This window comes from Micromonospora sp. NPDC049903, from assembly GCF_044460945.1.
Classification (GTDB): domain Bacteria; phylum Actinomycetota; class Actinomycetes; order Mycobacteriales; family Micromonosporaceae; genus Micromonospora.
The window spans coordinates 244,623-270,976 of the sequence record NZ_JBITKL010000004.1 but is presented as its reverse complement, the minus strand read 5'-3'; the positions used below and the strand labels follow the sequence as shown (position 1 = coordinate 270,976).

The following is a 26,354-nucleotide window of genomic DNA, read 5'->3' as shown; positions in this document are numbered from 1 at the left end:
TCCTACCTCCCTCCGACCGGCACCGATCGTCTACCCGTTCGTGGCAGGTTGATCGATGAATGCCGATCGAGGTGAGAGTAGTGGTGCGCCCGCGGGCAGATAAACATGCCGGATCTCCCATCACGCCGGTGCGATGGCCCCCCTACGGGGACCGGGTACGGGACGAACGGGGGGCGGGCCCGGATTCGCGAGCGCGGAAATCGGGCAAGTCTGATGGGCATGCAGAGCCATCTCGCCCTCCTGCTCCCGGTCGCCACCGTCTGGTGGGTCGCCGGATACCTCGCGGACGGGCTGCCCCGGATGACCCACGCCCGCGGACTGCGCCGACACACCGGCTGGTTGCTCGGCCTGACCGGGGTGGGGCTCGCCCTGACGGTGGCGCTGCCGATCGCCGGACTGAGCACTCCCGGGGCCACCCTGGCCGACCGGGCCGCGAGCGGACTCACGCTGGCCGCCGTACCCGCCGCCGTGGTGGCGATCTGCACGGTCCGCCGGGTACGCCGGCTGCTGGCCGGAGCCAGCACGCTCGCCACGGCTCCCCGGACCCCAGCCCCGCACGGGTTGCGGGCCGCCGCCGCCCACCCGCTGATCGGCCTGCCGTTGCAGGTGACCGGGCTGGCGCTGCTGCCGGCTCTGATCGCGGCGAGCGGTGCCGGTCAGTTCCTCGGGCCCGATGCCGCCGGACCGGCGGTCACCGTGGGGGCGTTGGGCGTCGCGGCCATCGGCGTACGCCATGCGCTGCGGCACAACCGACTCGCCGAGTTGGCCATGCCGGAGCGGGCGGCGGCCTCAGCGCAGCCGGCCCGAGCCCTGCACGTATAGCAGTTCCAGGATCGCCCGGGTCGCCTCGAACCAGCGGTCCAGCCAGCCCGGTGGCGGCACGCTGCCGCGCGGTGGCAACTCCATCATGAGCCCGTGCATGAGCGGATGGTCCACGAGGGAGGGATTCTCCGTCATCGGCCATCCCGGCGGCGGAAACGATCCCTCGGTGAGCGGGTTCGGGTCCAGGGACGGTGGGGCGTGCTGCGACTGCGCCGCCTCGCCCCGGACGTCCCGCCCGCCGCGTTCACCGTCCGGCGGCACCTCGCTCAACATGCTGTCCCGGCGGGCGCCGCGGTACTGGCCGCCGAACCGCTCCGCCTTCGCGGGACCGTTGCTGATGTTCTCTGATCCGATACTTGTCATTGCGTCTCGCCTGTCTCGCTCGGTTACCCGCCCTGCCGGGGGGATGTCGACCAGCGCGTACCGACAGGTACAACGAGACACGGTCGATGTGGCGACGGCAGCCGCCCTGGCGGCGCCGGAGGGGTGGCGCCGTAACGCACGGTCCCCGTCCGGCTGAGCCGGACGGGGACCGTTCACACCGCTTACCGCCAGTCAGCTCCGGCCGAACGCGCCGTCCCTGGTGCCGGCGACGAAGGCGTGCCAGTGCCCCGGAGCGAAGACGAGGGCCGGACCGGCCTTGTCCTTCGAATCCCGGACGCCGACCGCCCCGGTCACGTACGCCACCTCCACGCAGTTGTCACAGTTCGGGCCGCTCTTCGAGCTCTTGAACCATGTCGCCTGCGTCAGGTCCACGGAGAATCCCTGCGTCGCCACTTCCACAACGGCTCCTCTGCCAGTCTCGCGATGTACTCGACGGACTCCTCCGGACGTCGGGCCGCTGCTCGAATGTGATCGAAGATGAAGCTGTACTTCTGTAGCTCGTCGCTCTTCTCCAGGAAGAGCCCACCCGTGGCGTTCTCCGCGTACACGACATCCGGATCACCGGGTTCGGGGAAGCTGAGGATCGTGAAGGTGCCGTCCATGCCGGCGTGCGCTCCCACCTCGAACGGCAGGACCTGGAGCGTCACGTTCGGCAGCTGGGCCACCTCCGCCAATCGTTTGAGCTGGTCACGCATGACCGTGTCCCCGCCAACCGGACGGCTCAGCACCGCCTCATCGAGCACCACCCACAGATCGACCGGATCATCCTGGGTCAACAACGACTGACGGCCGAGTCGGACACGCACTCGTTGCTGTACTTGTTCGGGGGTGAAGTCCGGACGGGCGGCCTTGATCATCGCGCTGGCGTAGTCCTCGGTCTCCAGCAGTCCGGGTATCACCTGCTGCTCGTACGCGCGAATCGAGCTGGCCGCCGCCTCCAGGCCGACGAACGCGCCGACCAACACCGTGCTGTACGGGTGCCACCAGCCCTTCTGTCGCGCCTCGCGGGCGATCTGCACTAGTTCGTCGCTCTCGGCGCCGACCACACCGTAGATCCGGAGCATGTCCCGCACGTCGCGGGGCGTGGCGGAGGTGTGGCCGGTCTCGATGCGGGAGACCTTCGACGCCGAGCACTCCAACTGCTCGGCGACCGCTTCTATGGTGATGCCGGCGGCCTCGCGTTGGCGGCGCAGTTCCGCGCCGAGCCGGCGCCGCCGGATGGTCGGACTGCGGCGCTCGCTCACCCGATGTCACCTCTCGCCTCGACGCGCCGCTGGTTCGACACCCGCCTCGGGCGCGACCGTCGGGGCTGGCGAGCGTTCGCGGCGTTGGGGGTGGTGCCGGTCGTCGGCCGGCCGCGGCGGCGAGACCGTTCCTCAGTGTGCCGCTCGGGTGGTCGCGCGTTCAAGCGCCGTTTCGTGCGAGCCGCTCACTTATTGGCAAAAGTCTACGTGCAACTTGCATGCAGCACCTCTCTGATGCACTCTGTCCGTATGACCTGGGTTACGCACCGTCTCCGCGTCATCTCCCCCCGTGATCTCCACGGCGGAGGCGCGGACGGGGCGTACCTCCGACCGTCGGCCACGGGCCCGGATTCCCCGCGTGGGAGCCGGCCCACCCCCGGCGGCGGCTCCGGCGACACCACCTGAGCCCGCACCGGTCGAGCGGCGCGCCACCAGCGTTCCCGGCACCGACCAACGCCCGCGCCACGAACCGGCGCACGAGACACGACCTCGTCGCCGGAGCCGCATCTCCCCCCGTTCGCCCCCGCCGGCCTTCCCCGTCGGCCAACCCTCTCAGGAGCCCATGTGCTTCCCCGCTCCGGTGACGTACTGCACGTGACTCGCGCGGCGAGTGTCCAGTTCCGCAGCAAACCCATTCAGTTCCGGGTGATCCGGGTACTCGACCGACCCACCTACGACGGTTGGATCTGGCTCGAAGGCTACGAGTTGAACGCGGCGGGGGACGCGGTCAACCGGCGTTCGATCTTCGTCCAGCGGGCGGGTCTGGAACAGATCCAGGCCGCTCCGCAGCCTCGTCCGCACACCGTCCGCTCGGCCCGCCGGCCGGTCACCCGAACTCCGGTCCGGGTCGGCTGAGCATCACGAACAGCCGCCGTGGGGGCATGCCGACGCCATAGAATCGGTATGCCCACCCCGGCAAAGTCTCCATCCCGCGCGTCCCGGGCCCTGAACCTGGGATGGCCATGGTCAATCTGCCCACGCGACAGCCCCATCGGTCCCGCATCACCTACGCCTTCGGAGTGCTGGCGCTACTCGGTGCCGCCACCACCGTGCTGATGCTGTTCCGGGACCCCGCCCTCTCGTCCACCCGGCTGGCCGAGCCGGTCCCGGCACCCGAGATCACCGTCGTGCAGACCGAGCCGGTCGGCCCGTATGGCGTGACCGGCGGCTGGGACGGTTTCGGCACGACCGACCAGCCGGGCGGTGACCCGGCCGCCGCGTACGGCGGCTCCGCGCCGGTCGACGACCCGCACCGGGAGACGGACCCGACGGCCCACGGCACCCGCGCGGATCCCCGCCAGGAACTCAGCCGCTCGCTGTTCTGGTCCGGCGTGTTCGGGTTGGCGATCTCGCTGGCCGGGCTGGGACTGGTCGGCACCAGACGACGGATGTGGTGACCGGCGCTCAGGCGGTCGGGCTGACCGTGACGGTCGGCTCGGTGGTCGGCGCACCGGTCGTCGGCGACGGGCTCGGGCTCGCGGTGGCCACCACCAGCCTGATCTCGTCGCCCGCCTCGACCAGCTCACCCGCACCGGGCTCGGTGGCGATCACCGTGCCCGGCGGCTGGTCCGACGGCCGGTACTCCACCTCGTACCCGAGATCGAGCTGATCCAGCAGCGCCCGCGCGGCCGCCTCGGAGAGCCCGGTCAGCGGCGGCACCGGAAGCTGTGCCGGGGCAGCGCTGGTGGTCGGCGGTGGTGACGGTGACCGGGTCGTCGGCGACGGTGACGCGGTGGTCGGCGGCGCCTGCGTCGTCGGCTGCGGGGACGGTGGCGTCGCCCCGTCCTCGTCCAACGCCTGCCGCACCAGCCACAGGCCCAGACCGAGCAGGCCGAGCAGGAGCAGCAGGACGACACCCCAGAGAATCGGCAACCACCAGCGCCGGCTCCCCTGGTCGTCGGGGTACCAGTCGCCACCGACCGGCTCACCCTCGAAACCCGGCCGGACCGACGGCACCTCCGCCCGCCCCGACCACGCCGGCGAGCCGGACCGCTGCGTCGGGGGCAACGGCGCGGTCGCGTCCGCCGGTGCGGGCTCCCCGGGCGTACGCCCCCACGGCGCGGTCGCGTCGGCTGCGGTGTCACCGGGCGTACGGTCCAGCGGAGCGGTCTCGTCGGGACGTCCGGTGGCCGGCGGAATCGCACGGGTCCGGTCGTCCGACTCGTCCCCGGGCGGCTCCTGGCGGTCGTCGCTCATCGCACGTCCTTTCCGCCGGTCCGGCGGGCGGCATGGCCCTCGACGGTCAACCTAACGGTTCGTCGGGCCATCGGCCGGCATCAGCGTGTCGGACGCGCGTCACTACGACTCTTCGCTGGCCTCCGGGCTCGGGGTCGTGCCGCACCAGATCTGGACCACGTCGTTCCATCGCCCGACGGAGCCGGCGGTCGGGTTCTGGGCGGTGACCGTGCCGGACCTACCGGTGGGGTACCGCGGATAGAAGCCGTCGTCGGTGAGTTCGTCCCGTGCCTCACCACACGAGTCACCGATCAGGTCCGGTACCGAACTCTCCGGTGCGGCGCCGGTCACGGTGACCTTCACGGTGGTCCCACGCTTCACCGGTGAACCACCGGCCGGCTCGGTGCTGCGCACGCTGGAACTGTCGCCGCTGCCGAAGACGAACTGCCAGCCCAGCCCTCGGTCCCGTAGCTCCTCCCGGGCCTCCTCGAAGTCCATGCCGACGAGTTCCGGCACCGTCAGGCCGGTGCGGTTCGGCGCGGGCCGGGGGGACTGGCTGGTCGCTGCCGTCGTCGGCCGCTCGCGCGGTGTCGGCGAACCTTCGGAGGTCGGGGCCCGGCTGCCGCTCGCGTCGAGTGTCGGGCCGCGCGACGACTTCTGGTCGCCGGCCAGCACCCATCCGCCGGTCGCCCCGATGACGGCGAGGAGTGCCGCCGCGAGGCCGCCGCCGATCACCACCTTCGCGCGGTCCGGGCCGGTGCCGGAGCGCACCTCGTCCCGGTCCGTGGATCCGTCCGTCATCTCCGCCCACCGCCCTATCACCGACGACCGTAGTCGCCGACGCCAAGCACTGTCCGTCACCGTTGCCGCCGGGTGCCGCACACGACTCGCCGCACCGACCACAGGACGTTACGCTGCCCGGCATGGCCAGACAGGGCTGGGGAGGATCGATCGCCACCGCGGCCGGCGTGGCAGCCGGCGCCGGGGCCGCCCAACTGGGCTTCGGATACGGCCTGGGCATTCTCAACTGGGCACCGACCGAGGCGACCGCCGGCACCGCGGCCTGGGTGGCGAGCCTGATCTGGGCCACCTGGATCGCCGCCACCTCGACGATCTTCGGCGCGGTCTGCGCGCAACGCCTACGCGACCGCCGCACCGGCCCGCACCCCGCATCCGGTCCGACCATCGCACCCCCCGACGCCGGTACGCCCACCGGGGCCGTCCCGTCGGCCGCCACCGCCCCGCAGACCGAGACGGTCGGGGCCGACACCGCTCGGACCGACACCGCTCGGACCGACACCGCTCGGACCGACACCGTCCGGTCCGACGACGTTCGATCCCATGCCGCCGGGTCGAGGGAGGTCGGTGACGGCGGTGGCCTCTGGTGGATCGCGCTGGCCGGTGCCGCCGGGCTGGGCGCCCTGATCACCGTGCTGCTGGTCGCCGTGCCGGCACGGGTGGCGGAGGTGCCGGACACCCCGTCCCCACGGAACATGGCCGCCGGCTACGCCGCGATCGGCGTACTGGTCGGAGTGCTGGTGGCGGTCTGGGCACTGCGGTGCCGCGCCGCCGCCACCAACGTCATCGCCACCGCCGGTTGGCTCTGGCTGCTCGCCGTGGTCGCCGTGGTCGACTCGGTGCTCGCCGGTCGCGGACTCACCACGGCCCAGCTCGGCATCTGGCAACTCAGCTCGGACAACCCCCAGTTCTGGGTCCGCGACTACTTCTACTGGCCCGGGGCGGTCCTCTCGCTCGGCTCGGCGCTGCTGATCGGCGCACTGGCCGCCCGCCACGGCGTACGTCCGGCCCACCGGCGGGTCGGCGCGACCGCGTCCGGTGCCGCCGGGCCGCTGCTGGTGGCCGTCGCCTACTTCCTGGCCGTGCCGCGGCTGACCGCGATCAGCCCGGAGCAGGTGTCGGCCCACCTGATCGCCCCGTACGCGGTGATCGTCGGCATCGGCGGGTCGGTCCTGGTCGCGGCGCTCGCCCAGCGGGCCGCCCGGCGCAGGCAGGAGCTGCCGCCCACCGGCGACGCGTCCCGGGTGCCCCGGCAACGCGTGGCGGCCGACGACAGGGCTACCGCGCCGGTGGTCGACGACAGCGGCGCACGCACCCGTACGACGCCCGGCTCGACCGCAGCCGACCCGACCTCGCCCGACCCGGCGGCGACGGCGGTCGACGGGCCGGTGGGAGCCGCCGACAAGGAACCCGTACCCGCCGCCACCCGGAGCACCAGCCCGGCCCGGCGGCGGCTCGGCGCCAGGAGCGGCACGGACAGCGGGCGGAGTGGGTCGGCCGGTGACGACGGTGCACCCGCCACTCCGGCCTCCCCGGGCGGTGCACCGGCCCCGGACGGGGCGTCGACGTCGCCCACCTCTGCCACCACGCCGTCGGACGGCGGCTCGTCCGGCACCGACACCCCACCCGAGGGCACCGGTCGACGGGGCCGCCGCAGCCGCTGACCCCGGCCGTACGCGCCGGATTGCTCGGCGTCGTCGCGAAAGTCAGTCGATGGGCCAGGTGTGCACCGGCTCGTTGGTGCGCTGCAACTCGGCATAGCGCTGGAGCATGTGGTGCAGGGCGGCGGTCCGGTCCAGGCCGTGTTGCCGCTCGGCGGCCCACACCGCTGCGGTCTGCCAGACCGCACCGTTGCGTCCGGTACGGCAGCGCTGCTCGATGATGCCGAGCAGGCGGTCCCGCTCCGCCGGAGACACCCCGAACCCGTCGAGCCCGGCGGCGGCGATCGGCAGCAGGACGTCCAGCACCAGCGTGGTGACCGGCACCTCACCGACCCGTGGCCAGTGCAGCACGGCGTCCATGCCCCGTCGGGCGGCGGCGTGGAAGTTCTCCTCGGCGGAGCTGAAGGTGAGCTGGCTCCAGATCGGCCGGTCGGCCTCGGCCAGGCCACGGGCCAGCCCGAAGTAGAAGGCCGCGTTGGCCAGCATGTCGACCACGGTCGGCCCGGCGGGCAGCACCCGGTTCTCCACCCGCAGGTGCGGACGGCCGTCCATGATGTCGTAGACCGGCCGGTTCCAGCGGTAGACGGTGCCGTTGTGCAGGCGCAACTCCGCAAGCTCCGGTACGCCGCCCGCGTGCAGCACCTCCACCGGGTCCTCGGTCTCGCAGATCGGCAGCAGCGGCGGGAAGTAGCGGACGTTCTCCTCGAACAGGTCGAAGATGGACGTGATCCAGCGTTCCCCGAACCAGACCCGGGGTCGTACGCCCTGTGCCTTCAGCTCGTCCGGCCGGGTGTCGGTGGCCTGCTCGAACAGGGCGATCCGGGTCTCCGCCCAGAGTTGGCGGCCGTACAGGAAGGGTGAGTTCGCGCCCACCGCCACCTGCACTCCGGCGATGGCCTGGGAGGCGTTCCAGTAGTCGGCGAAGCTGTCCGGCGCGACCTGGAGGTGGAACTGGAGGCTGGTGCAGGCGGCCTCCGGCGCGATCGAGTCGGTGTGCGTACGCAGGCGTTCGACGCCGCGGATGTCGAGTTCGATGTCCTCGCCCCGGGCACCGACGATCTGGTCGTTGAGGACTCGGTACCGCTCGTTGGTGGAGAGGTTGTCGGCGACCAGGTGGCGCTCGGTCAGCGTGGGCAGGATGCCGACCAGGACGATCCGGGTGTCCGAGCGGGCCGCCCGCTCGTTCGCCCGGTCCAGGCTGCCGCGCAGGTCACGCTCGTAGTCGGCGAACCCGCCGTTGGAGATGAGCCGGGGGTTGGCGTTCAACTCCAGGTTGAACTGGCCCAACTCGGTCTGGAACAACGGATCGGCTATGGCGGCGAGGATCTCCTCGTTGCGCATCGCCGGCTCGGCGAGCGGGTCGACCAGGTTGAGCTCGATCTCCAGCCCGGTCATCGGTCGGTCGGCGTCGAACCCGAAGTCGTCCAGCATCAACGCGAAGACGTCCAGACAGCGGCGGACCTTCTGGCGGTACCGGATCCGATCCTCACGGGAGAAGGCGGCTCGGTCGACGTCCCTGCCCATGTTTCCTCCCGGCGCGCGACGCGACGGAACGGTGCCGTTCCGCAGCGCAGTGTGAACCATACTCGGTGAAAGCGCCGAACCGGATGGCCCGAAGATCGGTCCATTGCCGCAGTCCACCCGCCTTGCGGGTGGGTCGGACCCATCGACGGGGCGGGTGAGCCGCTCCCGCGGGCATTCCTACCCGGCCGGGTCCGTCGCGCCACCCACCCCCTGCTAACAACCTGTGACAAACCGCACCGCGACCGTCACCGGAACGCCGACGGGCCCGCGCGGTCGGCGCGGGCCCGTCGGCGTACGGGGACGATCAGGACTGGCGAATGCCCTCGCCCTCGATCTCGATCTTGACCTTCTTGCCGACCAGTACGCCGCCGGACTCCAGGGCGACGTTCCAGGTCAGACCGAAGTCCTCCCGGTCGATCTCGGTGCTCGCCGAGAAGCCGAAGATGTCCTGGCCGAACGGGCTGCGGCCGACGCCCTCGAACTCGACCTTCAGCTCCACCGGACGCGTCACGCCCTTGATGGTCAGCTCACCGTCGAGCACGAACTCGTTGCCCTCGTGCGACTTCACGCCGGTGCTGCGGTACTCCAGGGTGGGGAACTGCTCGGCGTCGAGGAACTCCGGGCTGCGCAGGTGCGCGTCCCGGTCGGCCTGCGCGGTGTTGATGCTGGCGGCCTGGATGGTGGCGCTGACCGTGGACCCGAGGGGCTCCTCGGCGATGGTGATGGTGGCCTCGGCGTCGGCGAACTCACCGCGAACCTTGCTTACCATCATGTGCCGGGCGACGAAGCCCACGCGCTTGTGCGCCGCGTCCAGCAGGTAGGTGCCGGCCGCCGGGATGGTGAGGCCGTTCCACTCGCGGGTAACCGGCTCGGTGCTGCTGGTCATGAGAGACTGCCCTCCGGAAAGAGATTGTTTAGTAGCCCAACGACTGCGACAGCAACTATAGTCGTAGCAATATTCCGTGTGTCAAGTACTGATAGGATGGGCCGGTGAACCCGAACGTGTTCGACGACCCTCGGATCACCGCTGTCGGCCTCCTCTTCGAGGTGCACGCGGGCCTCTCCGCCCGCTTCGCCACGCAACTCGACGAGCACGGGCTGTCAGCGGTGGAGTTCGAGGTGCTGACCCGGCTCACCCGCTCGCCCGGCAACCAGCTGCGGATGACCGACCTCGCCGCGCAGACGTCGCTCTCCACCAGCGGCGTCACCCGGGTCGTGGACCGGATGGAACGCGACGGCCTGATCACCCGAAGCGCCTGCCCCTCCGACCGACGCAGCTCGTACGCCGTGGTGACCCCCGCCGGCCTGCGCCGGCTCGACGAGAGCCTGCCCGGCCACCTTCAACTCATCGAGGACTGGTTCACCGGGCAACTCGACCCGGCGGCGCTGAACGCACTGCTGGACGGTCTGCGGCAGATTCGCGACGCCGTTCATCCCTGCGCGACCGCCGGCAGCAGCGACGCCGCCCCGGACGAGGAAGTGACCCGGAAAACACCTGATTCGTCCCCGTGCTGAGCGGGGCGACACCTCGCCCGGGCGCACCGGTCCGACCTTCGGTGCCGGTCCGCACACCCGAGCGTGACCGCACCGGCAGAAGGACCGGCAGAACCAGGCGAGGAACCGGCCATATCACCGTAAAGCAGACAGACCTCGCGGTGGTCGCTCGCTAATCTCGCTGCAGCGGGGGCGCATTGGGGGGAATCGGCGCGGGCGATGAGCGAGGGGTGGTAACAGGGGGCTTCCTCGCCCGCGCCACCCCAGTTTCCGCCGCCGGTCGGCCGGGCCACGAGCCCGGCCCGCCGTGCTTTCCGGCACCGTCCGCGCCGGTCCGGCTCACCGCCGACGCCCGACGGCCGACCGACAACGCGTACAACAGCTCCTGCTCCTGCGACAGCAGCCGGACGCCGCCCGCGCGGCAGGCGAGGTCCAGCCGATCGAGCACCTCCGGGTCCGCCGTGCTCGCCGCGAGGCCGACCAACGCCTCCACCACCCGACGCCGGTCCCGGTCCTCCCCGTTCATCTCGGCCGCGGCGGCGAACCACTCCACCGCGACCTCCCGGTCCCCCCGGTGCCGGGCCAGGTGTCCCTCGATCAGCGCGCCGGTCCCGTCCAACGGCCGCAGCTCGACGAGCACCTCGGCGGCCTCGGCCGCACGGCCGTCCTGGGCGAGCGCCAGACCCAGCGTGCCCAGCACCCGACGGCGGTGCCGGGGCACCCCCAGGTCGGCCAGGGCCGCCAGGACCCGCCGGGCCTCGTCGACCGCGTCGACGTACCGGCCCTCCAGGCGGAACACCTCCGCGACCGTGCCCCGGGCCAGCACCCGCAACCGCTGCTCCCCGCACTGCCCACCGAGACGGTCCACGGTGGCCAGTCGACGACGGGCGGCAGCGAGGTCGGCCACCCGCATCTCGTGCCAGGCCAGGTGGTGCTGCGCGATCGCCATCTGCCGGAGCAGGCCGGCCTCGGTCGCCACCGCCAGCACCGCTTCCGCCTGCTCCCTGGCCTGTCCCGGCCGACCCGCCGCGGACAGCAGCGCACCCAGCACGTTCCGCGCCTCCAACTCGCCCGGCACGTCACCGAGACGCCGGAACGCCGCCAGCGCGGCCTGTGCCGTCGGCAACTCCTCACCCGCAGCGCCGTGCTCACCGGCGAGCATCGCGACGCCGAGCGACGCCCATGCCCGCAACGCCGGATCGGCATCGGCGGTACGCGGATCGGCGAGCAACCGCAGCAGCCACTGCCGCCCCAGGACGTCCCGACCCCGCAGCCGCCACCAGCGGGACAGCGCCGCCGCCAGGCGCAGCGCGGTCAGCGGATCGTCCACCGCCGCGTACGCCAACGCCGAGCTGATGTCGCCGGTGACCTCGTCCAGCCGGTGCGCCGCGACGGTCGCACCGGCACCGCTGAGCGCCGGGACGGTCCGCTCCACCAACCGGGTCACCACCCGGGCCTGCCGACGCCGGATCGCGGTCGACTCACCGGCACCGGACGCCTGCTCGACCGCGTAGTCGCGGACGGCGTCGACCAGCCGGAACCGGAACGGTCCGGTGCCGCGTACGCTCAGCAGCCCCAGGTCGAGGAAGCGGTTCAGCATCGGCACCGGATCGGCGCCGGCCACCGTGCTCGCGAGCATCTCCTCGGCCATCTCGACCGACCAGCGGTTGCCGAACGCGGCCAGCCGACGCAACGCGGCCCGCTCCTCGTCGGCCAGCAACCGGTAGCTGGTGGCCACTGCGTCGCGGAGCGTCTCCGCCACGGCCGCCCGCACGTCGTCTCCCCGGCTCGGGCCCGCCTCCCACCCGCCGCGTGCCGCGCCCGAGGTGTCCAGGTCCAGCACCCGGTCGCCGTACCGGTCGAGCAGCTCGGTGAGGTCGAGCAGTCGCCCGCGCGCGGCCATCAACTCGATCGCCAGCGGCAGTCCGCCCAGCCGCCGGACCAGCAACGCCAGCGCCGGCAGCTCGGCGTCGGACGGCGGCTCCGGGCGTACCTGGGCCAACCGCGCGGTGAACAACGCGACCGCCGGATAGGTGGCCAGCGCACCGGGGTCGGTCCCGCCCGGCGGCGGTACGTCCAGCGGCGACACCGGACGGACCCGTTCCCCCGGCAGCCCGACCGGATGCCGGCCGGTGACCAGCACCCGCAGCGACGGCACCCCGCCGACGAGCCGGTGCAGAGTGGCGGCCACCGGTCCCGGCGCGCGTTCCGCCGCGTCCACCAGCAGCACGGCCCGACGGTCACCGAGCCGGGCGGCCAGCTCGGTGATCCGGGCGGCGCCGAACACCGTCACCGAGGCGGCCAGCACGTCGGTGACGTCGGACCCGGCACCGATCAGCACCCCGGCCACGCCACCCGGATGGGCCGGTGCGACGGCATGCACCGCCGCCAACGCCAGCGCCGTCTTGCCGACCCCTGCCAGCCCCACCAGGCTGATCACCCGGGGGCCACGCGGATCGGTCAACATCGCGGTCAGCTCGGCCACGTCCTGTTCCCGGCCGATCAGGTCCGGCGCAGGCGGCAGGCCCAGCGCCGGGCCCGGGTGGGACGGCGCGCTCGCGTTGCCGTTCCCCCGCGCGGCGGTCAGGAACGCGGCGCGGGCGTCACCGGTCAGTTCGAGCGCTCCGGCGAGCAGTTCGACGGTGGTGCGCTGGGGGCGTACGGATCGTCCCCGTTCCAGGTCACGAACCGTCCGGATGCCGACGCCGGCGCGCACCGCCAGCTCGGCCTGGGTGAGGCCGGCGGCCAGGCGGTGCGACCGCAACAGTTCCGGGAGACCGGCGTGCGTGACCGGCCCGACCCGACGATCATGACCCGGAGGCATGGCCACGGACACTACGGGCCACACCCGACACTGGACACGGGATCGTCGGCCACCCGACCCCACCGCGAAGAAACCCGACAGCGGCCGACCGGTCGACAGCACTGGACGATCAGCCATTGATCGAGGTAACCAGCGACGGTCACAATGCCGCCCATGTCCCGCGACAGGTTGCCGGGTGACCTCGACACCCGACAGGCCCGCTGGTTGCTGGCCCGATATGCCGGACTACTCGGCCGTCAGCCGCAGGCTGGCCGCCACAGTGGCGTACCGGTGGCCCGGCGTACCCACCCGGAACTCTCCGGCCTGGTGGCGGAGACCGCCGATCGGCTGGGTACCCCGATGCCCGACCGGGTGCTGCTCACCGGCACCCCGACGGTGGACCTGGCCGTCGCACACCGGCGCCGACACCTGCTGATCGGCCTACCACTGCTCGACTGCCTCGGCGCGACCGAACTGCGGGCGTTGGTCGGCCACCGGCTGGCTCTGCTCCGCCACCGCCACTGCGGTCTGGTCGTCGGCCTGCTGCGCCTCTGGGCCGAGGCGGTGCGCGCCGAGACGTACGAGGAGGGCCGGGACCTGCGCCGGGTCGCCGAGTTCCGGCGTACGCTGGCCGGCTTCGCCGCCGAGGTGCAGCGCGACGCCGACGAGGCCGCTGTGCTCGCGGCGGGCGCCGATGCGGCGGCACGGGCGTTCGCGATGGCGGACGCCGTCGCGCAGGGGTACACCGACTTCCTGGAGAGCACGGCGCTGCCCGAGCACCGATGGTGGCGGCCGGCCGAGGTGGGGATCAGCGACGTGGACGACGGGTGGCGGCACCTGCTGCGATACGGGACGCCCGACGTCGAGTGGGGTGAGGACGAGGCGCAGGTGCTCGCCACCCTGCATCCCCGGCTCGCCGACGCACTTCGTGCCCTCGGCAGGACGCCACCGCCGGTGGTGCCGACCGCCCATCCCGTGCCGGTCGCCCCGTTGTCCGGGCGGGAGCGCCGCCGGCTAGCCCGATGGCTGTTGAACATCCCCTACCCGCGCTACATCCGCTGGCACACCTTCGCCGACTCCCCGCCGCGCTGGTGGCTGCGCCGGGCCGCCGGGGAGGCCGGTTCGGTCCGGGCCGACGTGGCCGCGGTGCTGGGCCGACCGCCCGTCGACGACGTCGAGGCCATCGAGGTGATCCGGACCCGCCCCCGGGAGGTGCTGGCCGCCGCCATGCATGTGCCGGTGAGCGAACTGTCGGACGATCCGGGCGACTGCGAGTGGGACGAACCGCCCGCCGCGTCGGTGTGGCTGGTCGAGGAGAACCTGCTGCGCCGTGGCTGGCGGTTGGCGCATCCGGCGGTCCGGGGTGTCCTGATCGGGCCGGCGGGCGAACAGGTCGACGCTCGTGACCTGATCGCCCGTGCTGAGCGGCACGCGGCGGACCGGTCGGCCCTGCGTCGCCTCCTGACGTCGGGCTGACCGGGCCCCGAGGCCGCGCTCACCGCCTCGGGTCGGGCGGGAGCCGGAGCGAGTTCACATCCCCAGGTCGCGAGCGATGATCATGCGTTGCACCTCGGAGGTGCCCTCGCCGATCTCCAGGATCTTGGAGTCCCGCCAGAACCGGGCCACCGGGTACTCGTTCATGAAGCCGTAGCCGCCGTGGATCTGGGTCGCCTCCCGGGCGTTGTCCACCGCGACGGTGCTGGCGTGCAGCTTGGCGATGGCGGCCTGCCGCTTGAACGGCTCACCCGCCAACATCCGGGCTGCCGCGTCGTAGTACGCCAGGCGAGCGGTGTACGCCCGCAGCTCCATGTCGGCGATCTTGAACTGGATCGCCTGGTAGTTGCCGATCGGCTGACCGAAGGCGTGCCGCTCGGCGGCGTACTTGACCGACTCGTCGACGCAGCCCTGGGCGAGCCCGACGGCCAACGCGGCGATCGCGATCCGGCCCTCGTCCAGGATCCGCAGGAACTGGGCGAAGCCCCGCCCGCGCTCGCCGAGCAGGTTCTCCGCCGGCACCCGGCAGTCGTCGAAGGTCAGCTCGTGGGTGTCCGAGGCGTTCCACCCCACCTTCGAGTAGCCCGGCGCGACGGTGAAGCCCGGCGTCCCGCTCGGCACGATGATGGTGGAGAGTTCCTTTGCGCCGTCCGGGCGGGTGCCGGTGACGGCGGTGACGGTTACCAGCGCGGTGATGTCGGTGCCGGAGTTCGTGATGAACGCCTTCGAGCCGTTGATCACCCACTCGCCGGTCGTCTCGTCCAGCACCGCCCGGGTCTCGGTGCCACCGGCGTCCGAGCCGAAACCCGGCTCCGTGAGCCCGAAGCCGGCCAGCGCCTCACCGCTGAGCAGCTTCGGTAGCCACTGCGCCTTCTGCTCGGCGGTGCCGAACCGATAGATCGGCATCGCGCCCAGGGAGACCGCCGCCTCCAGGGTGATCGCCACGCTGGAGTCGACCCGGGCCAGTTCCTCCAACACCAGGCAGAGCGCGAAGTAGTCGCCGCCCATGCCGCCGTACTCCTCGGAGAAGGGCAGGCCGAACAGGCCCATCTTGCCCATCTGCCGGACCACCTCGTACGGGAAGGTGTGCTGCTCGTAGTGCTCGGCGATGACCGGCGCGACCACCTCGCGGGCGAATTCCCGCACGCTCTCGCGCAGCGCCTCGTGTTCCTCGGTGAGCCGGAAGTCCATCGGGTTCCTCCTGTGCGGACGTGCCCGCCGGGCGCTCGTGACGCCGGGGGCGGTGCCGGTGCTGGCTGGTGCCGGTGCGACGGTTCAGACGGGGGTGACGCCGTGCCGACGGCGGGAGAAGTGCCGCTCCTTGCCCCGGGCCGCGGTGAACCGGCGGACCAGTTCGGCGCGGAGCTGATGCGGCTCCACGATCGCGTCGACCACCAGTTCGCTGGCCAGCCGCACGATGTCGATGTCCCGCTCGTACTCCTCGCGCTTCGCGGCGACGAAGGCGGCCCGCTCGGCCTCGTCCTCGATCGCGGCGATCTTGTTGGCGTAGACGGCGTTCACCGCGGCCTCGGCCCCCATCACCGCGATCTTCGCGGTGGGCAGGGCGATCGTGGCGTCCGGCTCGAAGCCCGGCCCGGCCATGGCATAGAGCCCGGCACCGTACGCCTTGCGGACCACCACGCAGATCTTGGGTACGGTCGCCTCGGAGATCGCGGTGATCATCTTTGCGCCGTGCCGGATGATGCCCTGCTTCTCCACCGCGCTGCCGACCATGAAGCCGGGTACGTCGCTCAGGAACAGCAGCGGCACGTTGAACGCGTCGCAGAGCTGCACGAAGCGGGTCGCCTTGTCGGCCGAGTCGACGAAGAGCACGCCGCCCTTGAACATCGAGTTGTTGCCGACCACGCCGACGACCTCGCCGTTCAGCCGACCGAAGCCGATGGTCAGCTCCTTGGCCCAGAGCGCCTGGATCTCGAAGAAGGAACCGTCGTCGAGCAGGCCCTTGACGTACCGCCGCATGTCGAACGCCTGGCGCTCGCTCGCCGGCACCAGCGCGGCCAGGTCCGCCTTCTCGGGCGCCTCGGCGGCCTCGGCGGCCGGCGGACGCTGCGTCCAGTTGGCCGGCAGATAGGACAGGTAGCGCTTGACCACGTCGAGCGCCTCGGCCTCGGACTTGCAGAGGAAGTGCCCCACACCGGACTCGGCACAGTGCACCTTGGCTCCGCCCATCGCCTCCAGCGTGGTCTTCTCGCCGGTGACCATCTCGACCATCCGGTCGGAGCCGAGATACATGCTGGCGTTGCCGTCCACCATCGCCACCACGTCGCAGAACGCCGGGATGTAGGCACCGCCCGCCGCGCTCGGCCCGAACAGCGCGCAGACCTGCGGGATCGAGCCGGAGGCGCGTACCTGGTTCCAGAAGATCTTGCCTGCGCCGCGTCGGCCCGGGAACAGGTCGACCTGGTCGGTGATCCGGGCGCCGGCCGAGTCGACCAGATAGACCATCGGCACGCCGGTGTCGTACGCCCGCTCGATGGTCCGGATGATCTTCTCGACGGTCCGCGCGCCCCAACTGCCGGCCTTGACCGTCGAGTCGTTGGCCATCAGACAGACCTGGCGGCCGTCGATGGTGGCGGTGCCGGTGACCACGCCGTCGGCCGGCAGGCCGTCGGCGAGCGCGTTCGCGTAGAGCCCGTCCTCGACGAACGACCCCTCGTCCACCAGCAGTGCGACCCGTTCCCGGGCGAACATCTTGCCCTTGGCCGCGTTCGCCGCGTGGTACTTCTCCGCGCCACCGGCGCGGACCCGCTTGCGTAGCTGCTCCAGAGCCTCACCGTCGAGCGTCACGCCGCCCCCTCGCCGCCATACCCGACACCGGCACTCCGGCACGGGTCAACCAGCCTGAACGATCGTTAGGCTAACGCATCGAGGGGGGCACCGGCGACCTGGCGGCCACCGGCACGCGGTGAAGCGTCACCGACCGTCGTCACCAGCCGAAGGCTGCTCCGGTGCCCGGTCGGGCCGGCCCAGTTCCGCGACGTGGGTCGGGTCGAGCACCCGGGCGAGGAACGCCCGGGTCCGCTCGTGTCGGGGGGCGCCGAGCACCTCCTGCGGCGGGCCCTGTTCGACCACCACCCCACCGTCCATGAACACCACCCGGTCGGCGACCTCCCGGGCGAACGCCATCTCGTGGGTCACCACCATCATCGTCATACCGTCCTCGGCCAGCTTCCGCATCACGGTGAGCACGTCGCCGACCAACTCCGGATCGAGGGCGGAGGTCGGTTCGTCGAAGAGCATCAGCTCCGGGTCCATGGACAACGACCGGGCGATCGCCGCCCGCTGCTGCTGCCCACCGGAGAGCTGCGCCGGGAACGCCTCGGCCTTGTCCGTCAGACCGACCCGCGCGAGGTTGCCCCGCGCGATCCGCTCGGCCTCCGCGCGACCGCGTCGCAGCACCCGACGCTGGGCGATGGTGAGGTTGTCCAACACGGTCAGATGCGGGAAGAGATTGAACGACTGGAACACCATGCCGATGCCCCGGCGAACCGTGTCGATCTCGACGTCCGGGTCGGTCATCTCGACGTCGCCGACCCAGATCCGGCCGGAGGTCGGTTCCTCCAGCAGATTCACGCACCGCAGCAGCGTCGACTTACCGGAACCGGACGGGCCGATGACACAGACGACCTCGCCGTGACCGACCTCGACGTCGATACCGCGAAGCACCTCCAGCGAGCCGAACGACTTGTGCAGATCACTGATCCGTACGGCGGGCCGGGCCTGATCATTCGACATTCCGGATCACCGGGCTTTCGCGTAACGGAGTTCGAGACGCCGTACGAGCTGGGACAACGGCAACGTGATGATCAGATAGGTGAAGCCGGCGACCAGCAACGGAGTGGCGTTCACCCGGTCGTTGAGCGCGTCCCGGCCGAATTTCGTGATCTCGATGGTCTGCGCGGTCACGCCGAGCACGTAGGCGAGCGACGAATCCTTGGTGAGCAGGATGAGTTCGTTCGTCAACGGTGGAATCACGATCCGGAACGCCTGCGGGATGACGATGGCGCGCATCGCGGTGAAGTGCGACATGCCGAGCGTACGGGCCGCCTCCATCTGCCCCTTGGGAACCGCCTGGATACCGGCGCGAATGGTCTCGGCCATGTACGCCGCAGCGGTCAACCCGAGACCGATCGCGATCGAGCCGAACACGCCGCCGGGAATCTCCCGCTCCGGAAAGGCGATCGGGATGCCGTACCCGACCAGGAAGAGCACCAACAGCGCGGGCAACCCCCGGAACAACTCGATGTACGCGGTCGCGACCCAGCGGTACGGCGCCACCCGGGACAACCGCATCAACGCCAGCAGCGTGCCGAACACGAGACCGAAGGCGAACGCGCCCAACGTATAGAGAATCGTGTTCCGCAACGCGACCGTGATGATCGTCGGGAACATCGACTTGATGATGTCGACGCGGAAGAAGGCGTCGGCGAGCCTGCCCCAGTCGGCGCTGCCGATCACCAGCGCGACGACCGCCACGAAGGCCAGGTACTGGAGCCAGAGGGACAGTCGCTCGCGCTGGCGACGACGCAGCTTCACGGCCGTGGGCCGATCCACTTCTCGTAGACCCGCTCGTAGGTGCCGTCCTGCTTGGCCCGGTCGAGCACCTCGTTGATGGTCTTGAGCAGCTCGGGGTTGTTGTCCTTGCGGACCGAGAAGCCGTACTGCTCACCGGTGTCGAACTCGGCCGCCACCTCGAACCCGCCCGGGTTCTCCTTGATGTACTCGGTCCAGACCGGCAGGTCGTTGATGGCCGCCTCGACCTGCCCGTTGGCGAGGGCCTGCTGCTCGGCGGCCAGGTCCTCGAACTCGACGAGTTCGAGACCCTTCTCCGCCGCGAGCCCACGGGCGTAGTCGCGACCGGTGGTGGCGGCCTGGACCGCGACCTTCTTGCCGCGCAGGTCGTCCAGCGACTTGTACGGCTTACCGGTCTTTACCAGCATCGCCTGGGTCGCGTCGAAATAGGGCGCGGAGAAGTCCATCACCTTCTGCCGCTCTTCGGTGATCGTCATTCCGGCGGCGGCCACGTCGCACTTGCCGGTGTTCAGGTCCTGGCCGGACTTGATCCCCTCGAACGGCGTGTCGACGATCCGTTGTTCCACGCCGAGTTCCTGGGCGACCAGGTCGATCATGTCGACGTCGAAGCCGATCACCTCGCCGGCCGCGTCCTTGGACTGGAACGGCGGATACGGCAGATGTGTGCAAACGGTCAGCTTGCCCTTTTCGATGAGTTTGACGCCGCTGGCCTGGACCTCGCTCTTGTCCTCCTTGGCGCATCCCGCCGTCGCGACGAGAGCGGCCACCGCCACTACCAGGCAAACCTTTCGGACCGGGCTCTGCACAGTCAACGCGGTGTCCCTTCGGTTCGTCCCCGCTGGCCGGAAGCCACGGCCGTGGAAGCGCACGGTACCTGATCCAGATGTCCGCTGACAGACGTCGAAGGATCGGTTTTCCGTCTCGCAGGACGCAACGGACAGAAGGGACATCCCATCGCCGCCGGACAATTTCCCCGAAGCCTCCCACCTGCCCTTTCCACCCCTGGCGAGACGCACGCCTGTCAATGCGTTGACAGGTGTGCGAGGCCGCCGTTAGGGTCCGACCCGGGTCAATGGAGACCTACCACTCGCGCCGTCGGCGGACACCGCCGGCCGCGCGGAAGCACACCTCGGGGGAGGTGCCCTCAATGGCATCCTCAGCTGCGCTTTGACGATTCTCGGAATGGAGCGCGTCCACCGCGATCCCGCTGAGGTCGGCGCTCTCCTCACAGGACCCACCCGGCCACGTCAGATCCACCGGACCGTGGTCGACCTCGTCGACGAGGCCGTACGGCGTCACCCGGACGCCGAGGCGGTCGTCCATCCCACCGGCACGCTGACCTACCGCGACGTCGACCGGCTGGCCGACGCGGTCGCCGCCGACCTGCTCGCCCACGGCGCACGCCGGGGAGACTTCGTCGCCCTGCTGCTCGACGACCGCGTCGAACAACTCGTCGCGATGCTCGGCACCATGCGGTCGGGCGCCGCCTTCGTGCCGTTCGACCGGGCCTGGCCGTCCCAGCGGCAGCTACGAATGCTCGACGACCTCGCTCCCCGGGCGGTCGTCGGCACGCCACCGCCGTCCACCGGCCGGCCGGTGATCGGCGTACGGACGGAGCCGGACGCGGTCGCCGGACCCGTCGTCGCCTCCCGGCCGCGACCCGACGACCCGATCTACGCGTTCTTCACCAGCGGCTCCACCGGCCTGCCCAAGTGCGCGGTCAACCTGCACCGGGGCCTGGTGAACCGCTTCCTGTCGATGACCGAGAGGTTCGCCGCCGACGGCGCCGTGGTGCTCCAGAACTCCGCGCACACCTTCGACTCGTCGATCTGGCAACTGCTGTGGCCGCTGACCCGTGGCGCCACCGTCGTCATCCCCGACCGCACCGGCATCCTCGACTTCGACGCCACGCTGGCGCAGATCCACCGGCACCGGGTCACCATGACCGACTTCGTGCCGAGCATCTTCGACCTGCTCGTCGAGCGCCTGCGGAGCCGGCCGCAGGACCGGCACCTGCTCTCGTCGATGCGGCAGGTCTTCATCGGCGGCGAGGCCGCCAAGCCGCCGGCCGTGCAGGCGTTCCGGCGGATGTTCCCGGACATGCGGGTGACCAACACCTACGGACCCACCGAAGCCTCGATCGGCTCGGTCTTCCACGCCGTCGGCGACGACGACCGCCAGGTCATCCCGCTCGGCCTGCCGCTGCCCAACACGTCCGTGCTGCTCCTGGACGAACACGGCGCGCCCACCCCGCGCGGCGAGGTCGGCCAGATCCATCTCGCGGGTGTGTGTCTCGGCGCGGGCTACCACGGCGACGCCGCCCGCACCCGCCAGGTCTTCGTGCCGAACCGGTACGCCGGGGTCCCCGGTGACCTGCTCTACCGGACCGGCGACTTCGGCTGGGTACGCCACGACGGACTGCTGATGTTCACCGGGCGACGGGACGCCCAGGTCCAGATCGCCGGGGTACGCGTCGACCTCGGCGAGATCGAGTGCACCATCGCCACGCTGCCCGGCCTGCGGCAGGTGAAGGTGCTCGTGGACGAGACCGGCGCCACGGCCACGCTGGTCTGCTTCTACTCCGCGGACGGGGAGGTCGGGGAGGAGACGCTGCGCGAGCACGCCCGCGCCGGTCTGCCCGGTGAGCTGGTGCCGGGCCGGTTCGTGCGTCTCGACAGCCTGCCGCTGCTCACCAACGGCAAGGTGGACCAGCAGCGCCTGCGCGGGCACCTCGCCGACGGTCCGGTGGGCACCGGCGAGCCCGGCCCGGCCTACCCGGCGGGGAGCGTCGAGGCGCGGATCGCCCAGATCTGGGCCCGGGTGCTCGGCTTCGCCGCGTACGACGAGGACTTCTACTGCCTCGGTGGGACCTCGCTCGGCGCCGCCCGACTCGCGGTCGACCTGGAGCGGACGTTCGGGGTGCGGCTCGCCGCCCGCGACCTGGTCCGGGCCTCCACCGTCGCGGCCCAGGCGGAGCTGGTCCGGGGCGGCCGGTCGCTGCCGGCGACCACCGCCGTGCCGCCCGAGTTGGCCCGGGACGCCAGGCTCGGCGACCTGGGCATCGCACCGCCGCGACCGGCCGAGGACCCCGGCACGATCCTCCTGCTCGGGGCGACCGGCTTCGTCGGCGCACAGGTGCTCGCGGCGCTGCTGGCCCACGGTGACCGGCCGGTGGTCTGCCTGGTCCGGGCCGCCGACGACCAGGCCGCCTCGCGTCGGGTGGCCGCCGCGCTGGCCGCGACCGGCGGATCGGCTGCGGTCCACCGCTGGTCCGCGCTCGCCGGTGACCTGGCCCGACCGCAGCTCGGTCTCTCCGGTGACGACTGGCGACGGCTGAGCCGGGAGGTCGGCACGATCGTGGACGCGGCGGGCCGGGTGGACACCCTCCGCGACTACCTCGATCTGCGCGACACCAACGTGCACGGGCTGCGGACGCTCGTCGACCTCGCCGGCACGCAGCTCCGCAAACGGCTGGTCACGCTCTCCACCACCACGGTCCGGAGCACCCCCGGTACGCCGTTGGCCGAGTCGTTCCTCGCGCTCACCTCGGCACCGCCGGTCGACGGCTACAGCCAGTCCAAGTGGGTCGCCGAGCAGCTCGTCCGGGGCGCCACCGCGCAGGGCGTACCCGGCGCCGTCGTCCGACTCGGGGAGGTGGCGGCGCACTCCCGCACCGGCCACGCCAACCCGCGCTCGTCGGTGACGATGATCCTGCGGCTCTGCCTGCGGCTCGGCGTACGCCCGTCGACCGGGCTGCGGGTGGACTGGACGCCGGTCGACGTGGTGGCCCGGATGGTGGCCGCGCTCGCCGACCCGCACCGCCCCACGCCCGCCGAGGGCGTGCTGAACGTGGTGGCACCCGCCTCCGTGGCCGTGGCCGACCTGTTGGCCCGGCTACGCGTCGAGGACCGACCACTGCCGGAGATCCGCTACGACGAGTTCCTCGACCGGGCCGCCGACGCGGTCGGCGACGACGAGGTGGCGCGCTGCCTCGCCGTCCTGCGTCCCCGCACCGCAGCGGAGGCCGAGCCACTGGCCGAGGTGGTCCACGACGCCCTGGTCGGCACCGAGACACCCCTGGCTACCCGGCTGGCTCGGGGACTCGGCCTCGACTGGGGCACCAGCCGGGACAGGGAGATCGACGTGATGATCGACCGTCTCAACCGGACGTACCACGCAGCGGTGGGCCGTCCTCATCTGTCCAGCGGGACAGCTCAGTGAACCGCGACCAACGGGTCCAGGAGACGCCATGAAGGTCAATCTCTACTACGCTCCCTACCCCTCGCAGATCTTCCAGGGCGAGAGCGAGCCGATCAACACCGAACGGCCGCACAACCCGAAGAGCGCACTGACCACGATCGCCGCCGGGCTGCGGGCGTACGCGCCGCACTTCGGCTACTCCTGCGACATCGAGATCATCGATCTCCAGCTCGGCGGGCAGCGGGTGAAGTACAAGTCGCTCCCGTACGGCCCGCGGATCATGGACTGCTACCGGTACGGCACCCCGTTCGAGGAGGCCGACGAGAAGATCCGCGCGGCGGACGTGCACGGCATCACCTGCAACTTCACCAACAGCGCGCAGATCGTGGCCGACCTGGCGCTGCACATCAAGCGGATCAATCCCAAGGCGATCGTCGTGGTGGGCGGCGTCGACTGCACCGCCCGCCCGCAGTACTACCTGGCCCGGGGCGCCGACGCGGTGGTGCGCGGGGAGGGTGAGCTGACCTTCGCGCGGCTGGTGGACGCGGTCTACCGCAAGCAGGACCTGTCCACGGTGCCGAACATCTCGCTGCCGGGCCGACTGATCCCCAACAAGGTCGACTCGTCCGAGACCGTGCCGATGGACTCGATCGAGCCGATGGCGCTGGACCTCATCCCCGACCTGTCCATCTACGACGACACCGCCGAGGGGCCGCCGCCCGAGGGCGTGCAGGGCAACTTCATCTGCTGGGAGACGTCCCGAGGATGCGCGTGGCGGTGCTCGTTCTGCACCGCGCCGTCGCGGGGCGGCTACCGCTACATGAGCCTGCCGATGATGGAGAAGCACCTCCGGGTCTTCCAGGAGTACGGCATCAAGACGATCGTCTGGCAGGAGGACAACCCGCTCTCCCGGATCCAGCAGAACGGCGCCGGCCGCTACCTGTACGACTCCGGGCGCGAGGACGTCCTCGCCATGTTCCGGATGTTCCGCGAGTACGGCTTCGCCTGGGAGTTCGCCAACGGCATCGAGTTCGGCAAGTTCATGCAGAACGGCAGCTTCGACCACGAACTCGCCGACGCGCTGCTGGGCAGCGAGACCGTCGACGGCCGGTGGATCGGCTGCTACCGGGTGCAGATCCCGCTGGACAACATGAACGTCAAGAAGCGCCGGTTCCCCAAGCTGCTCGGCTTCGACGAGCAGGTGAACGTGCTGGCCACCATGCTCACCGACCACGGCGTCGGCCACCAGACGTACGACCTGTTCATCGGTTACCCGGAGCACGACCGCGAGGGCATCGACATCTTCACCGACTACTGCATGCGGTTGAAGGAGGAGCTGACCTCGGTCGGACAGGGCAAGTACAAGCCGTACTTCAACGTGTTCAACCTGTCGCTGCTGCCGGGTGCCCGCGACTGGGTCACGCTGCGCTCGCTGCTCCAGTTCGACATCGACGAGAACCCCGAGGTGATCGGGATCTTCCTGTCGGCCATCAACACCGATCACTTCACCTACTGGGACATCTATCAGAAGCGTCTCGAAATGACGAACATGCTCAACGATCGCGAGATGCACCGTCTCTACGACGGCATCTACGCGGGTTGACGGGAGGTCCGGCCATGCGCGTCACCCTCTTCTACGCCCCGTACCCGGGGCAGTCGTTCCGGGACGAGGAGACCACGATCAGCCCGGTGCGGGTACGCAACCCCAAGAGCGCTCTCGTCACGTTGGCCGCCGGAGCACGGGCCTACCTGCGGGAGTGGGGTGTCGACGCGGAGTTCCGGATCGTCGACACCCAGGTCGACGCCGGTGAGCCCGAGCACTACGCCTCGTTCGCGTACGGGCCCCGCACCATCGACTGCATCCGCTACGGCGGCGCCTTCGAGAACTACGCCGACGACGCCCGGGCCGCCGACGTCATCGGCATCTCGAACAACTTCACCAACTCGGCCCGGGTGGTGACCGACTTCGCCAAGTTCCTCAAGAAGGCCAACCCGGACGCGCTGATCGTGGGCGGCGGGATGGACGTCACCGCCCGGCCCGAGTGGTACCTCGCCAACGGCTTCGACGTGGTGATCCAGCTCGAAGGCGAGCAGACCTTCGCCCGGGTGATCCAGGCCCGGGCCACCGGCAAGCCGATCGAGAAGTCGGTGCTGAGCCGCCGGGTCGGCGACGGCATCGTCATCATGGGCGGCCCCCAGCTCAACCTGGCCGAACTGCCGCCGATGGCACTGGACCTGATCGACGACCTGTCCATCTATGACGACACCGGCGAGGGCCAGCCGCCGATGACCGTACGGGCGCCGTTCACCTGCTTCGAGACCTCGCGCGGTTGTTACCGGACCTGCTCGTTCTGCGCGACCCCGATGCGCGGGCACTACCGCTACATGAAGCCGGACGTGGTGCGCCGGCACTTCGACCACTTCCGGTCGGTCGGCATCTCGAACATCCTCTTCCAGGAGGACAACACGCTCTCCCGGATCCAGCGGTCCGGTCGGGGCACGCTGCTGCACGACTCCGGCCGCGAGGACACGCTGGAGATCTTCCGGATCGCCCGGGAGTACGAGTTCTCCTGGGAGTTCGCCAACGGGCTCGAATTCGGCAAGTTCCTGGACCTGGGCGAGGTGGACCGGGAACTGATGGAGACGCTGTTCTGGAACGACACCAGCGGCGACCGGTGGGTCGGTTGTTATCGGGTCCAGATCCCGTTGGAATACCTCGGTGACGAGCCCACCCAGAAGTTCCGTAAGCTGCGTCCGTTCCAGGAGCAGATGCGGATCATCACGTCCATGCTGGACCTGGGAGTCCGATATCTGACGTTCAACATGCTGATCGGGCACGACGACGATGACCAATCGATGATCGACATGTATCTGGACCGGTGCCTCGAACTCAAGGACCGGCTGGTCGAGGCCAGTCCCGAGGCGACCAACTACTTCAACGTGTTCAACCGGACGCTGCTGCCCGGCACCGCCGACTTCCGTAAGAAGGCGGACCGGCTCGCCTTCGACATCGAACAGAACCCGGAGGTGATCAGCGTCTACCTCTCGCCGATGCCGTCCAAGCACCTGTCGTACTACGAGTTGTTCGAGCAGCGGCTCCGGCTCACCGAGGCGCTGAACGGGTCGCTGATCGACCAGTACGACGGGATCTACCGGCCGCGGGCCGGTGCCGACGCCACCCCGGTGGCCTGATTGGACGCC

At 70.9% G+C, this 26,354-nt stretch carries 21 protein-coding genes and 1 pseudogene; 9 read left to right on the top strand and 13 right to left on the bottom strand.

Annotated elements, in window-relative coordinates:
* The first annotated feature begins 219 nt into the window (after positions 1–219).
* Positions 220–822 (top strand): hypothetical protein, encoded by a 603-nt coding sequence (locus ACIBO1_RS10870; protein WP_396743926.1) that lies wholly within the window; start codon positions 220–222, stop codon positions 820–822.
* Here the strand turns inward: ACIBO1_RS10870 and ACIBO1_RS10865 are convergent.
* From ACIBO1_RS10865 to ACIBO1_RS10855, 3 genes are all read right to left on the bottom strand, one after another.
* Entirely contained in the window at positions 790–1,185 is a 396-nt protein-coding gene (locus ACIBO1_RS10865) for a hypothetical protein (protein ID WP_350697920.1), read from the bottom strand. The genes ACIBO1_RS10870 and ACIBO1_RS10865 overlap by 33 nt on opposite strands.
* A gap of 192 nt (positions 1,186–1,377) precedes the next feature.
* Positions 1,378–1,599: a DUF397 domain-containing protein gene (locus tag ACIBO1_RS10860; RefSeq protein ID WP_131051387.1), complete on the bottom strand. Its 222-nt coding sequence runs from the start codon at positions 1,597–1,599 to the stop codon at positions 1,378–1,380.
* Positions 1,569–2,450: a helix-turn-helix transcriptional regulator gene (locus ACIBO1_RS10855; protein ID WP_350697921.1), complete on the bottom strand. Its 882-nt coding sequence runs from the start codon at positions 2,448–2,450 to the stop codon at positions 1,569–1,571. Before ACIBO1_RS10855 ends, ACIBO1_RS10860 begins: the two co-directional genes overlap by 31 nt.
* Before the next feature lie 564 nt (positions 2,451–3,014).
* Here ACIBO1_RS10855 and ACIBO1_RS10850 point away from each other — a divergent pair.
* A complete protein-coding gene (locus tag ACIBO1_RS10850) occupies positions 3,015–3,305 on the top strand; it encodes a hypothetical protein (protein ID WP_396743922.1) in 291 nt (96 codons plus the stop codon).
* A gap of 101 nt (positions 3,306–3,406) precedes the next feature.
* Positions 3,407–3,847, top strand: a complete 441-nt coding sequence (locus ACIBO1_RS10845) for a hypothetical protein (protein ID WP_396743919.1) — start codon at positions 3,407–3,409, stop codon at positions 3,845–3,847.
* Between the two features lie 7 nt (positions 3,848–3,854).
* Here the strand turns inward: ACIBO1_RS10845 and ACIBO1_RS10840 are convergent, their stop codons facing one another.
* A complete protein-coding gene (locus ACIBO1_RS10840) occupies positions 3,855–4,646 on the bottom strand; it encodes a PASTA domain-containing protein (RefSeq protein ID WP_396743916.1) in 792 nt (263 codons plus the stop codon).
* Between the two features lie 102 nt (positions 4,647–4,748).
* Positions 4,749–5,426, bottom strand: a complete 678-nt coding sequence (locus tag ACIBO1_RS10835; RefSeq protein ID WP_396743913.1) for a PASTA domain-containing protein — start codon at positions 5,424–5,426, stop codon at positions 4,749–4,751.
* 122 nt (positions 5,427–5,548) lie between these two features.
* Here ACIBO1_RS10835 and ACIBO1_RS10830 point away from each other — a divergent pair, with 122 nt between their 5' ends.
* The gene (locus ACIBO1_RS10830; protein WP_396743910.1) at positions 5,549–7,087 is read left to right on the top strand and encodes a hypothetical protein; all 1,539 of its coding nucleotides are present in this window, start codon (positions 5,549–5,551) and stop codon (positions 7,085–7,087) included.
* 42 nt (positions 7,088–7,129) lie between these two features.
* Here ACIBO1_RS10830 and ACIBO1_RS10825 read toward each other — a convergent pair whose 3' ends face one another.
* Together ACIBO1_RS10825 and ACIBO1_RS10820 are read right to left on the bottom strand one after the other, a co-directional pair.
* Positions 7,130–8,608: a glutamate--cysteine ligase gene (locus tag ACIBO1_RS10825; RefSeq protein WP_396743907.1), complete on the bottom strand. Its 1,479-nt coding sequence runs from the start codon at positions 8,606–8,608 to the stop codon at positions 7,130–7,132.
* Between the two features lie 304 nt (positions 8,609–8,912).
* The gene (locus ACIBO1_RS10820) at positions 8,913–9,494 is read right to left on the bottom strand and encodes a YceI family protein (protein WP_396743905.1); all 582 of its coding nucleotides are present in this window, start codon (positions 9,492–9,494) and stop codon (positions 8,913–8,915) included.
* A gap of 104 nt (positions 9,495–9,598) precedes the next feature.
* On the opposite strand from ACIBO1_RS10820, the gene ACIBO1_RS10815 reads away from it, so the two are divergent.
* Complete coding sequence (locus ACIBO1_RS10815) at positions 9,599–10,123, top strand: MarR family winged helix-turn-helix transcriptional regulator (protein WP_396743902.1); 525 nt, start codon at positions 9,599–9,601, stop codon at positions 10,121–10,123.
* Positions 10,124–10,466: 343 nt separating this feature from the next.
* On the opposite strand, the pseudogene ACIBO1_RS10810 reads toward ACIBO1_RS10815, so the two are convergent.
* Positions 10,467–12,926, bottom strand: a pseudogene (locus ACIBO1_RS10810) (ATP-binding protein); the annotation flags it as partial.
* 153 nt (positions 12,927–13,079) lie between these two features.
* On the opposite strand from ACIBO1_RS10810, the gene ACIBO1_RS10805 reads away from it, so the two are divergent.
* On the top strand, positions 13,080–14,381 hold the full coding sequence (locus tag ACIBO1_RS10805; RefSeq protein ID WP_396743899.1) for a hypothetical protein: 1,302 nt from the start codon (positions 13,080–13,082) through the stop codon (positions 14,379–14,381).
* Positions 14,382–14,435: 54 nt separating this feature from the next.
* Here ACIBO1_RS10805 and ACIBO1_RS10800 read toward each other — a convergent pair whose 3' ends face one another.
* From ACIBO1_RS10800 to ACIBO1_RS10780, 5 genes are all read right to left on the bottom strand, one after another.
* Positions 14,436–15,590: an acyl-CoA dehydrogenase family protein gene (locus tag ACIBO1_RS10800; RefSeq protein ID WP_396743896.1), complete on the bottom strand. Its 1,155-nt coding sequence runs from the start codon at positions 15,588–15,590 to the stop codon at positions 14,436–14,438.
* 84 nt (positions 15,591–15,674) lie between these two features.
* Positions 15,675–17,207 carry an acyl-CoA carboxylase subunit beta gene (locus ACIBO1_RS10795; RefSeq protein WP_396743893.1) on the bottom strand — a complete coding sequence of 511 codons (1,533 nt, stop codon included), beginning with the start codon at positions 17,205–17,207 and terminating at the stop codon, positions 15,675–15,677.
* Positions 17,208–17,333: 126 nt separating this feature from the next.
* The gene (locus ACIBO1_RS10790) at positions 17,334–18,155 is read right to left on the bottom strand and encodes an amino acid ABC transporter ATP-binding protein (RefSeq protein WP_396743890.1); all 822 of its coding nucleotides are present in this window, start codon (positions 18,153–18,155) and stop codon (positions 17,334–17,336) included.
* A gap of 6 nt (positions 18,156–18,161) precedes the next feature.
* Entirely contained in the window at positions 18,162–18,956 is a 795-nt protein-coding gene (locus tag ACIBO1_RS10785) for an amino acid ABC transporter permease (protein WP_350697934.1), read from the bottom strand.
* Positions 18,953–19,720 (bottom strand): basic amino acid ABC transporter substrate-binding protein, encoded by a 768-nt coding sequence (locus ACIBO1_RS10780; RefSeq protein ID WP_396743886.1) that lies wholly within the window; start codon positions 19,718–19,720, stop codon positions 18,953–18,955. Before ACIBO1_RS10780 ends, ACIBO1_RS10785 begins: the two co-directional genes overlap by 4 nt.
* A gap of 415 nt (positions 19,721–20,135) precedes the next feature.
* Between ACIBO1_RS10780 and ACIBO1_RS10775 the strand changes: the two genes are divergently transcribed.
* The 3 genes from ACIBO1_RS10775 to ACIBO1_RS10765 are packed head-to-tail and all read left to right on the top strand — an operon-like array spanning position 20,136 to position 26,345.
* Entirely contained in the window at positions 20,136–23,174 is a 3,039-nt protein-coding gene (locus ACIBO1_RS10775) for an amino acid adenylation domain-containing protein (protein WP_396743883.1), read from the top strand.
* Positions 23,175–23,202: 28 nt separating this feature from the next.
* Positions 23,203–24,756 carry a B12-binding domain-containing radical SAM protein gene (locus ACIBO1_RS10770; RefSeq protein ID WP_396743880.1) on the top strand — a complete coding sequence of 518 codons (1,554 nt, stop codon included), beginning with the start codon at positions 23,203–23,205 and terminating at the stop codon, positions 24,754–24,756.
* Positions 24,757–24,770: 14 nt separating this feature from the next.
* Complete coding sequence (locus ACIBO1_RS10765; RefSeq protein WP_396743877.1) at positions 24,771–26,345, top strand: B12-binding domain-containing radical SAM protein; 1,575 nt, start codon at positions 24,771–24,773, stop codon at positions 26,343–26,345.
* Positions 26,346–26,354 lie beyond the last annotated feature (9 nt).

Coding starts and splice junctions, on each gene's coding strand:
- ACIBO1_RS10870 (WP_396743926.1), top strand. CDS start 220: ATGCAGAGCCATCTCGCCCTCCTGCTCCCGGTCGCCACCGTCTGGTGG.
- ACIBO1_RS10865 (WP_350697920.1), bottom strand. CDS start 1,185: ATGACAAGTATCGGATCAGAGAACATCAGCAACGGTCCCGCGAAGGCG.
- ACIBO1_RS10845 (WP_396743919.1), top strand. CDS start 3,407: ATGGCCATGGTCAATCTGCCCACGCGACAGCCCCATCGGTCCCGCATC.
- ACIBO1_RS10840 (WP_396743916.1), bottom strand. CDS start 4,646: ATGAGCGACGACCGCCAGGAGCCGCCCGGGGACGAGTCGGACGACCGG.
- ACIBO1_RS10835 (WP_396743913.1), bottom strand. CDS start 5,426: ATGACGGACGGATCCACGGACCGGGACGAGGTGCGCTCCGGCACCGGC.
- ACIBO1_RS10830 (WP_396743910.1), top strand. CDS start 5,549: ATGGCCAGACAGGGCTGGGGAGGATCGATCGCCACCGCGGCCGGCGTG.
- ACIBO1_RS10825 (WP_396743907.1), bottom strand. CDS start 8,608: ATGGGCAGGGACGTCGACCGAGCCGCCTTCTCCCGTGAGGATCGGATC.
- ACIBO1_RS10820 (WP_396743905.1), bottom strand. CDS start 9,494: ATGACCAGCAGCACCGAGCCGGTTACCCGCGAGTGGAACGGCCTCACC.
- ACIBO1_RS10805 (WP_396743899.1), top strand. CDS start 13,080: ATGTCCCGCGACAGGTTGCCGGGTGACCTCGACACCCGACAGGCCCGC.
- ACIBO1_RS10800 (WP_396743896.1), bottom strand. CDS start 15,590: ATGGACTTCCGGCTCACCGAGGAACACGAGGCGCTGCGCGAGAGCGTG.
- ACIBO1_RS10790 (WP_396743890.1), bottom strand. CDS start 18,155: ATGTCGAATGATCAGGCCCGGCCCGCCGTACGGATCAGTGATCTGCAC.
- ACIBO1_RS10775 (WP_396743883.1), top strand. CDS start 20,136: ATGGAGCGCGTCCACCGCGATCCCGCTGAGGTCGGCGCTCTCCTCACA.
- ACIBO1_RS10770 (WP_396743880.1), top strand. CDS start 23,203: ATGAAGGTCAATCTCTACTACGCTCCCTACCCCTCGCAGATCTTCCAG.
- ACIBO1_RS10765 (WP_396743877.1), top strand. CDS start 24,771: ATGCGCGTCACCCTCTTCTACGCCCCGTACCCGGGGCAGTCGTTCCGG.